8 protein-coding genes and 1 pseudogene are annotated in these 7,767 nt (G+C 72.9%); 4 read left to right on the top strand and 5 right to left on the bottom strand.

Annotation, left to right across the window (positions count from 1 at the left end):
* Nucleotides 1-176: pseudogene (locus tag AB0C69_RS34220) on the top strand (transcription initiation protein); the annotation flags it as partial.
* A complete protein-coding gene (locus AB0C69_RS34215; protein WP_360359154.1) occupies nucleotides 173-1,450 on the top strand; it encodes an RNA polymerase sigma factor in 1,278 nt (425 codons plus the stop codon). The pseudogene AB0C69_RS34220 and the gene AB0C69_RS34215, both read left to right, overlap by 4 nt.
* Nucleotides 1,451-1,461: 11 nt before the next feature.
* On the opposite strand, the gene AB0C69_RS34210 is transcribed toward AB0C69_RS34215, so the two are convergent.
* The 5 genes from AB0C69_RS34210 to AB0C69_RS34190 all read right to left on the bottom strand — a co-directional run bounded on the left by AB0C69_RS34210 (nucleotide 1,462) and on the right by AB0C69_RS34190 (nucleotide 5,581).
* Nucleotides 1,462-2,226 (bottom strand): tetratricopeptide repeat protein, encoded by a 765-nt coding sequence (locus tag AB0C69_RS34210; RefSeq protein ID WP_360359151.1) that lies wholly within the window; start codon nucleotides 2,224-2,226, stop codon nucleotides 1,462-1,464.
* A gap of 127 nt (nucleotides 2,227-2,353) precedes the next feature.
* Nucleotides 2,354-3,316 (bottom strand): CU044_5270 family protein, encoded by a 963-nt coding sequence (locus AB0C69_RS34205; protein ID WP_360359148.1) that lies wholly within the window; start codon nucleotides 3,314-3,316, stop codon nucleotides 2,354-2,356.
* Nucleotides 3,313-3,858, bottom strand: a complete 546-nt coding sequence (locus AB0C69_RS34200) for a sigma-70 family RNA polymerase sigma factor (protein WP_360359145.1) — start codon at nucleotides 3,856-3,858, stop codon at nucleotides 3,313-3,315. The genes AB0C69_RS34205 and AB0C69_RS34200 overlap by 4 nt, the downstream gene beginning before the upstream one ends.
* 58 nt (nucleotides 3,859-3,916) lie before the next feature.
* Nucleotides 3,917-4,918 carry a HEAT repeat domain-containing protein gene (locus AB0C69_RS34195; RefSeq protein ID WP_360359142.1) on the bottom strand — a complete coding sequence of 334 codons (1,002 nt, stop codon included), beginning with the start codon at nucleotides 4,916-4,918 and terminating at the stop codon, nucleotides 3,917-3,919.
* A gap of 6 nt (nucleotides 4,919-4,924) precedes the next feature.
* A complete protein-coding gene (locus tag AB0C69_RS34190; RefSeq protein ID WP_360359139.1) occupies nucleotides 4,925-5,581 on the bottom strand; it encodes a HEAT repeat domain-containing protein in 657 nt (218 codons plus the stop codon).
* Between the two features lie 162 nt (nucleotides 5,582-5,743).
* Between AB0C69_RS34190 and AB0C69_RS34185 the strand changes: the two genes are divergently transcribed.
* The gene (locus AB0C69_RS34185) at nucleotides 5,744-6,133 is read left to right on the top strand and encodes a YccF domain-containing protein (RefSeq protein ID WP_345180262.1); all 390 of its coding nucleotides are present in this window, start codon (nucleotides 5,744-5,746) and stop codon (nucleotides 6,131-6,133) included.
* 164 nt (nucleotides 6,134-6,297) lie between these two features.
* A complete protein-coding gene (locus tag AB0C69_RS34180) occupies nucleotides 6,298-7,647 on the top strand; it encodes a glycosyl hydrolase family 18 protein (protein ID WP_360359136.1) in 1,350 nt (449 codons plus the stop codon).
* The last annotated feature ends 120 nt before the right edge of the window (nucleotides 7,648-7,767 follow it).

Here is a 7,767-nt window from a genome sequence, read left to right as displayed (position 1 = left end):
TCTACATCCTCGACGTGGCCTCGAAGGAGGAGGCCGTCGAGTGGGCCCGGCGGGCGCCGGCCGGTCCCGGCTTCAAGACCGAGATCCGCCGCGTCCCCACCATCGACGAGTTCCCGCAGGACAACGAGTGGATCCGGAAGGAGCGGGCCTGGCGCGAGGCCACCGGCCAGCTGTGACGGGCGACCCCACCGGCCGCGAGGCCGTCGCCGCCGTCTGGCGGATCGAGTCGGCGCGGATCGTCGGCGCCCTCGCCCGCTACACCGGCGACTTCGCGCTGGCCGAGGACCTCGCGCAGGAGGCGCTGGCCGAGGCGCTCGTGACCTGGCCGCGCGACGGCGTCCCCCGCAACCCGTCGGGGTGGCTGCTCACCGTGGGGCGGCGGCGCGCGATCGACGCGTTCCGCCGCCGCTCCGCCCTCGACGAGCGGTACGCCGCCCTCGCCCACGACCTGGACGAGGGCGGCGCCGCCACCGGACGCCCGCCCGAGAAGGACGACGACGTGCTCTGGGACCCCGACCGGATCGACGACGACGTGCTCGCGCTCATGTTCGTCTCGTGCCACCCCGTCCTGTCGCGGGAGGCGCGGATCGCGCTGACGCTGCGCGTGGTCGGCGGCCTGACCAGCGACGAGATCGCCCGTGCCTTCCTCGTCCCGACCGCGACCGTCCAGGCCCGGATCACCCGCGCGAAGAAGACGCTCGGCGCGGCCCGGGTGCCGTTCGAGGCGCCGGCGGCCGGGCAGCGGGCCGAGCGCCTCCCCTCCGTCCTCAACGTCGTCTACCTGATCTTCACCGAGGGCTCGACGGCGAGTTCGGGCGGTGAGCTCATCCGGTTCGACCTCGCGGGCGAGGCGCGGCGGCTGGCCCGCGTCCTGGCCCGGCTGATGCCGGAGGAGCCGGAGGCGCACGGCCTGCTGGCGCTGCTGGAGCTGACCGCCGCGCGCTTCCCCGCCCGCACCGCCCCGGACGGCGAGCCGGTCCTGCTGGAGCACCAGGACCGCACCCGCTGGGACGGCGCCGCGATCCGCCGGGGACGCGCCGCCCTGTCCCGCGCCGAGAAGGCGGGCCGCGGCCTGGGCCCCTACGGCCTCCAGGCGGCGATCGCCGAGTGCCACGCCCTCGCCCCCTCGGTCGCCGAGACCGACTGGGACCGCATCGTCCTCCTCTACGAGGCGCTGGGCCGCCTGGCCCCGTCTCCCGTGGTCGACCTCAACAGGGCCGTGGCGGTTTCGATGGCGAACGGCCCTGCCGCCGCGCTCGCGATCGTCGACGACCTGGCGGCCTCAGGCGCCCTGGCGAACTCCCACCTGCTCCCCAGCGTCCGCGGCGAACTCCTCACCCGCCTGGGCCGCCCCGACGAAGCCCGCACCGAACTGGAACGAGCCGTCGAACTCGCGGCCAACGACCGCGAGCGCGCCCTCCTCCGGCACAAACTCGCCGCCCTCTCCTGAAGGGAGACCGGTCAGAAGAGGCCGGGCATGTAGGGGGCGCCGTTCGCGCGGACTCCGCGCGCCACGGCCGTCGCCCTCGCCTCACCCCGCGGATGCCCGGCCTGCCCGGCCCTGCGGAAGTACTGCTCGGCCCCGGCCATGTCGTCCTTGTGCTCGCAACGGACCCCGAGGTTGAACAGGGAGTCCGGGTCACCCGCAGCCGCGCCCTTCTCCCACCACTCGTCGGCCTCCTCCCGCCGGCCCTGGGAGTACAGGTGATTGGCGAGGGCACTGAGCGCACGGCCGTCGCCCTCCTCGGCGGCGCGCCGCAGCCATTCCTCGGACTCCTCCGCCTGCCCCATCTCCCCGAGCGCCAGACCGAGGTTGGTCATCGAACCGGCGCACCCTGCCTCGGCCGCGATGCGGAACTGCTCGGCGGCTCCCTGCACGTCACGACGGCGGATGAGCAGCAGCCCGAGATTGTGCCGAGCGTCGACCTCCCCCGCCTCGGCCGACGTGCGGTACCAGCTTTCCGCCTCCTCGTCCCGTCCCTGGCCCGAGCAGAGGATGCCGAGATTGAGCTGCCCGACGCGATCGCCCGCGTCGGCGGCCGCCCGCCACCACCGCTCGGCCTCGCCCTCGTCCCGCTCCACGACCAGGATGCCGAGCTTCAGCATGGCGTCGACATGCCCCGCCTCAGCAGCCACCCTGAACAGCCGCTCGGCCTCCCGCACCTGCCCCTGCTCCTGGAGCGACTTCGCCTCCAGGAACTCGGCCTCTCCACGTCCTGTCTCCATACCGTCCCCTCTCACGATCACCCAGATCCGATCATCCCGGCTCCAGAACGGTTCCCTCCGTCCGCCGGACGGGACGAGGCGAGGGCCGCCCGTTGGTCGGGCGGCCCTCGTTTCTGCGAGCGGGAGGTCAGGGGCGTTGGCCGGGCTCGTCCACGACGCCTGCGGTCAGGCGGACGGACTGGCTTTCGACGGCGCCCTTCAGGAAGCGCCCCCCGTCCGGCATGGTGTGGTCCCGGGCGACGGTGGTGCGGTGGCCCCGGTAGGCGTAGGTGGACGGGTCCAGGAGGATCTCGTCTTTCGCCCAGCCCTCGATGAGGAACGAGACCGAGACCGCCGTGTGCCCCGTCCCGTCCTTGGCCGTCCGGTCCACGATGACGCCGGGGATCTTCGCCATCGCGCGGTAGGCGGCGGCGGTCTGCGCCGGCGGCAGCACGCCGTTGTTCAGCAGCAGTGACCCGAGCAGCTGGAACGCGCCCCCGTTCGGGTCGGCCGGTGTCTTCTGCTTGCGGGCCCAGGCCAGCATCCCGTCCGGGTCGGTGGGCAGCTTGGAGACGGTGGCGTAGTCGATCGGCGGCGTCCCCCCGCCCGTGGCGGAGGTGACGAGCTTGCCGTGGTCGTACAGCGCCATGCGCTTGCCGTCCGCCCGGACCCAATTCCGATCGACCTGCGGCCTCAGCGGCGAACCGGGCTTGACGATCTGGCCGCGGCCAGGGACGCCGCTGCGCCGGTAACGGGTCTCGGTGTAGACCCACTGGCCGGGACGCGGCGCGGTGAACGGCTGCTTCAGCGCGAACGTCGCGGCGACGTTCAGCACCTGCTGCGCCTCCGTCGCCGCCACGGGCGCCGGGCGGTGCGTGCCGCCGCCGCTCGTGGCGACGGCGGTGCCGGCGATGAGCGCTCCGGCGACGCCTCCCGCGGCGACGAGGCGGAACGTCGTCCGGCGGGACGGGCCGGTGCGGCGGGCCGTGGACGCGGTGATCCGCTCGAAGGCGGCGCGTCCGGCCGGGTCGTGGGCGGCGCCCTCGAAGGCGCCGGGCGGGCAGGGATCGGCAGGGGCCATGATGCGGCGGACTTCGTGGAGGTCGTTCATACCTGGGGGCTCCTTTGCAGCGGGGCGGCGGGCGCGGGACGGTCGGCGGCGTCGATCTCGGCGAGGGCGGCGGTCAGGCGGCGCCGGGCGCGGTGCAGGCGCACGGAGAACGCCTTGACCGAGCAGCCCGCCGCGGTCGCCGCCGCCTTCGCGTCGAGGCCCTCCCAGCCGACGAGCTGGAGGACCTCCCGGTCGCGGTCGGACAGGCGGCCGAGCGCGGCGGCCATGCGGCCGCCCTCGGTCAGGCCGGACGCCACGTCGGCGGCGGGCGCCCGCGGGGCGTCGCCGCGCAGCCGGTCCCACAGCCGGGTGCGGCGCCGGCGGCCCCGCATCTCGTTGGCGAGGACGTTGCGGGCGACGTTCAGCAGCCACGGGAACGTGCGGTCCGGCGGGATGTCGCCGCGCCGCCGCCAGGCGACCAGGAACGTCTCCGCGGCGATGTCCCGGGCCGTCTCGTGGTCGATCCGCCGCGCCGCGTACCTGAGCACATCGTCGTAGTGCGCGTCCCACAACCGGGTGAATCCCCCGTCTGGATCGGGCACGCCGGCTCCCTTCTCTCGGGTCGGTGTCGCCCAGAGATGTCCGGCAGGGCCGCTTCGCTTACACCTGTGCGTCGCGGAGGCTCAGGATGTAGGTCGCGGTGAGGGCGACGGCGCGGTCTTCGTCCTGGGACAGGTCCGCGAGGGCGCGGGATGCCGTGGGGCCCGGGATGCCGGCCAGCGCCTGGGTCAGCCGTCGACGGGCGGACGAGTCGGCGGTGCCCTGGGAGAGGTGGTCGACGAGGCCGGCGGCGATCTGTTCCGCCAGCGCGGGACGGCTCGCCAGGGCGCTCAGGGCGTCGGCCGCGTCGACGTCGTTCGCCTCCTCGACGATCATGTCGATCAGCGTCGGGACGGCGTCCTCCCCTCCCCGGGTCCCGAGCGCGAGGGCCGCGTGCCTGCGGACCACGACGTCCGCGCTCGCGAGGGCGTCCCGCAGGAGTGCGGCCGCCCCGTCGCCCTGTATCTCGGCGATCGCCAGGACGGCCCGTCTCCGCACCTCGGCGGCCGGTGAGGCGAGGCCCTCCGCCAGCGGCGCCAACGCGCTGTCGCCCGATCGCGCCAGAGCCCATCGGAGGGCTCCGGCGACGTTCGTGTCCGTCTCGCTCAGGGCCGCCTCGACCAGTGCCTCCACCGGCACCTCTTCGACTGAGGACAGGGCCGCGCGCTGGCGCTTCCCGGCGCTTTCCGACCCCAGCGCCTGGAGGAGCGCGACGATCTGGAGGACGTCCTCCCAGCCGGCGGGTTCCGCGGCGTCGATCCGGCGGAGCCGCGTGAGCAGCTCCGTCTCGCGGGCGATGCGTTCCCGCGTCCGGTGGACGAGGCCGGCGACGAGCTCCGCGGGCGCGAAACCGGGGTCGTCGAGCGCGCGCCCGACCTCACGCAGCGACAGCCCCAGCGACCGCAGGCTCTCGATGTGGAAGATCCGCCGGATGTCGTCAGCGGAGTACTCGCGGTAGCCCGCGCCGGTACGGCCCGTCGGCCGCAGCAGGCCGAGCGACTCGTAGTGCCTGAGCATGCGGGCGCTGACCCCGGACCGCCGCGCCACGTCACCGATCAACACCGCCCGTCACTCCTCCTGCCCCTTCGCGCCGAGGACCATGATGCGCTTCGCCTCCTCGATCGCGAACTCGAACCCCGCGTCGGGGTCGCGGAGCAGCCGTTCCGTGGCGATCGCGTGCACGCGCACGCCCGGGTCGGGGTTCGCCCGAGCGGCGCGCAGCACCGGCAGGATCACCTCGCCGAGGGCGATCAGCGCGCGGCTGAGGCTCTGCCGCATCGCGCGGTCACCGCGCCCGAGCTGGGACGCCAGCACCGCCGCCAGCTCGGGCCGCTCGTCCTCGGGCGCGAGCACGACCGCCGCTCGCCAGGCGCTCCGCGCCACCTCGTCGTCGGCGCCGGTCAGGAGCTCCCGCGTGATCGCCGGCCACGCCCGCGGGTCCCCGACCTTGGACAGGGTGTGCAGGGCCTGGCTGCGGGCCTGCGCGTGCTCCGAGCCGAGTTCCTCGACGAGCCTCGGAACCGTCGTCGACGACGGGTGGCGGGTCAGCGCCCAGGTGAGCATGTCGCGCACGAAGAACTCCGGTTCGACCGCGCACCGTTCGAGGAGCTTGTCGACGAACGCCGGGTCCGGGGCCGTGCCGACCGCCATCGCCGCGCGCAGCCGCACCGACGCGTCGCCGTTCTCCAGCGCCCGGAAAGCCCGGACCGTATCCGGCATGGTCATCGTGACCACCTCCCTGGTCGCAGTGAAGAGCCTGTCACCGTGTCAAGGTCAAGCGCGTCCACGACCGGGCGGGGTGCCCTACGGTCTTCTTCACACGGCCCGCCGGTTTGAGCCGGGGGACGGTGTGAAATAACAGCATTTGATTACTCTCGGGGGGAACTCGTGCGCACGCTGTTGAACGTCCTCTGGCTGGTCCTGGCGGGCTTCTGGATGGCGATGGGCTACGTGGTCGCCGGGTTGATCTGCTGCATCCTCATCATCACCATCCCGTTCGGCATCGCCTCGTTCCGCATCGCGGGCTTCGCCCTGTGGCCGTTCGGCCGGACGACCGTCCCCCGGCGGGACGCGGGCGCGGGCTCGCTCATCGGGAACATCATCTGGATCGTCTTCGCGGGGTGGTGGCTGGCCCTCGGGCATCTCGTCACCGGCGTCCTGCTCTGCATCACGATCATCGGGATCCCGTTCGGCATCGCCAACTTCAAGCTGATCCCGATCTCGCTCACCCCGCTGGGCCAGGAGATCGTCCCGTCGGACCGCACCGCGACCTTCTGAACGACCCCCCTTCCGAGGGCTTCACGGGCCCGGGCGGGACGGTTACCCTCTAACTGGCGTCCACGCCGGTCGTACGTGCCTTGCTCTGGGAGAGTCCCCACGGGACTTGTTCGGCTCTTGCACCGGCTCCTCTGTGTCCCGCTCAGCTGAGGAGTCGTCCCCCCGTGAAGCCCAAGCACGCGCACTTCGAGCGCAGACCCTCCAGACGCGCGGCCGGAGCCGCGCTGGCCTCCGCCGCCGCGGCGGCCGTCCTGTCGTTCGGCACGCTGGTCGTGGTCTCCGCGCCCTCGTCGGCCCAGCCCGCGTCCGCGATCGCCTGCACGTATCCGGCCTGGGCGGAGGGCACCTCCTACAAGGTCGGCGACAAGGTCGTCTACACCGGCCGCGGCTACGAGGCGATCGTCGCCCACACCGCCTACCCGGGCGCGAACTGGAACCCCGCCTCCACCCCCACGCTGTGGCGCGAGCTGGGCACCTGCGACACGACGGGACCGCCCACGGACCCGCCCACCACGCCGCCCACGGACCCGCCGACCACCCCGCCGCCCGGCGGGAACGAGACCTGCGCGGTGAAGTCCAAGCCCGCCGGCAAGATCCTCCAGGGCTACTGGGAGAACTGGGACGGCGCGTCAAACGGCGTCCACCCGCCGTTCGGCTGGACGCCGATCGACAACCCGGTGATCAGGCAGCACGGCTACAACGTGATCAACGCGGCGTTCCCCGTCATCCGCTCGGACGGCACCGTCCTGTGGGAGGACGGCATGGACTCGACGGTCAAGGTCTCCACCCCCGCCCAGATGTGCGCGGCGAAGGCCGCGGGCGCGACGATCCTGATGTCGATCGGCGGCGCCGCCGCGGGCATCGACCTCAGCTCCAGCGCCGTCGCCGACCGGTTCGTCCAGACGGTCGTGCCGATCCTGAAGAAGTACAACTTCGACGGGATCGACATCGACATCGAGACGGGCCTGTCGGGCAGCGGGAACATCAACCAGCTGTCGGCGTCGCAGTCCAACCTGATCCGCATCATCGACGGCGTGCTCGGCCAGATGCCGTCCAACTTCGGGCTCACGATGGCCCCGGAGACCGCCTACGTGACCGGCGGAAGCGTCACCTACGGCTCGATCTGGGGCGCCTACCTGCCGATCGTCAAGAAGTACGCGGACAACGGCCGGCTGTGGTGGCTGAACATGCAGTACTACAACGGCAGCATGTACGGCTGCTCGGGCGACTCCTACTCCGCCGGGACGGTCGAGGGCTTCGTGAAGCAGACCGAGTGCCTGAACAACGGCCTCACCGTCCAGGGCACCACCATCAAGGTCCCGTACGACAAGCAGGCCCCGGGCCTTCCGGCGCAGCCGGGCGCGGGCGGCGGCTACATGTCGCCCGGCCTCGTCGGCCAGGCGTGGAACCACTTCAACGGCCAGCTGAAAGGCCTGATGACCTGGTCGATCAACTGGGACGGGTCGAAGAGCTGGACGTTCGGCGACAACGTCCGTGGCCTCCAGGGACGCTGACGGCGTGACCGCGGGGCGGGCCCGGCGGCGTCCGCCGGGCGCTTGCTGAGGACGATGACGCGGGTGCCGAGGAAAACGGCCTTGTCCACGCTGTGCGGGACGAACAGGACGGTCTTGCCG

The sequence above is a fragment of the Actinomadura sp. NPDC048032 genome, assembly GCF_040653175.1.
GTDB lineage: Bacteria > Actinomycetota > Actinomycetes > Streptosporangiales > Streptosporangiaceae > Spirillospora > Spirillospora verrucosospora.
This window is presented reverse-complemented; position numbering and strand designations above follow the sequence as displayed.

What these genes read in the sequence shown, in the direction of transcription:
- AB0C69_RS34205 (WP_360359148.1), bottom strand. Translation starts at nt 3,316, where the DNA reads ATGAACGACCTCCACGAAGTCCGCCGCATCATGGCCCCTGCCGATCCC.
- AB0C69_RS34190 (WP_360359139.1), bottom strand. Translation starts at nt 5,581, where the DNA reads ATGACCATGCCGGATACGGTCCGGGCTTTCCGGGCGCTGGAGAACGGC.
- AB0C69_RS34210 (WP_360359151.1), bottom strand. Translation starts at nt 2,226, where the DNA reads ATGGAGACAGGACGTGGAGAGGCCGAGTTCCTGGAGGCGAAGTCGCTC.